A 253-nucleotide genomic window follows, 5' to 3' on the forward strand; every position below is an offset into this window, starting at 1 on the left:
CGACGCCTCGCCCGCCCAGGAAACCCACCCATGAACCGCCTTCTGTTGACCCCGTTTGGTTTGAAATGGAATCCCTTCAATACCGAATTACCCACCGAAGCCCTCTATCTATCCCCCAAGATCAATAACTTCTTCTGGCGCATCGAACAGGTCCATGTGCGGGAAGGCGGCTTCGCTCTGATCCAGGGAGACCCGGGTACCGGCAAGAGTGTGGCATTACGGGCCTTGGCCGAACGCCTGGAACGTCAAACCG

The 253-nt window shown here is 57.7% G+C and carries 1 pseudogene; it reads left to right on the forward strand.

The features are described 5' to 3' along the window. Positions 1 to 30 precede the first annotated feature (30 nt). Positions 31 to 253: pseudogene (locus tag IV91_RS0112175) on the forward strand (hypothetical protein); the annotation flags it as partial.

The organism is Ferrovum myxofaciens, assembly GCF_000735045.1.
GTDB classification, from domain to species: Bacteria; Pseudomonadota; Gammaproteobacteria; order Burkholderiales; family Ferrovaceae; genus Ferrovum; species Ferrovum myxofaciens.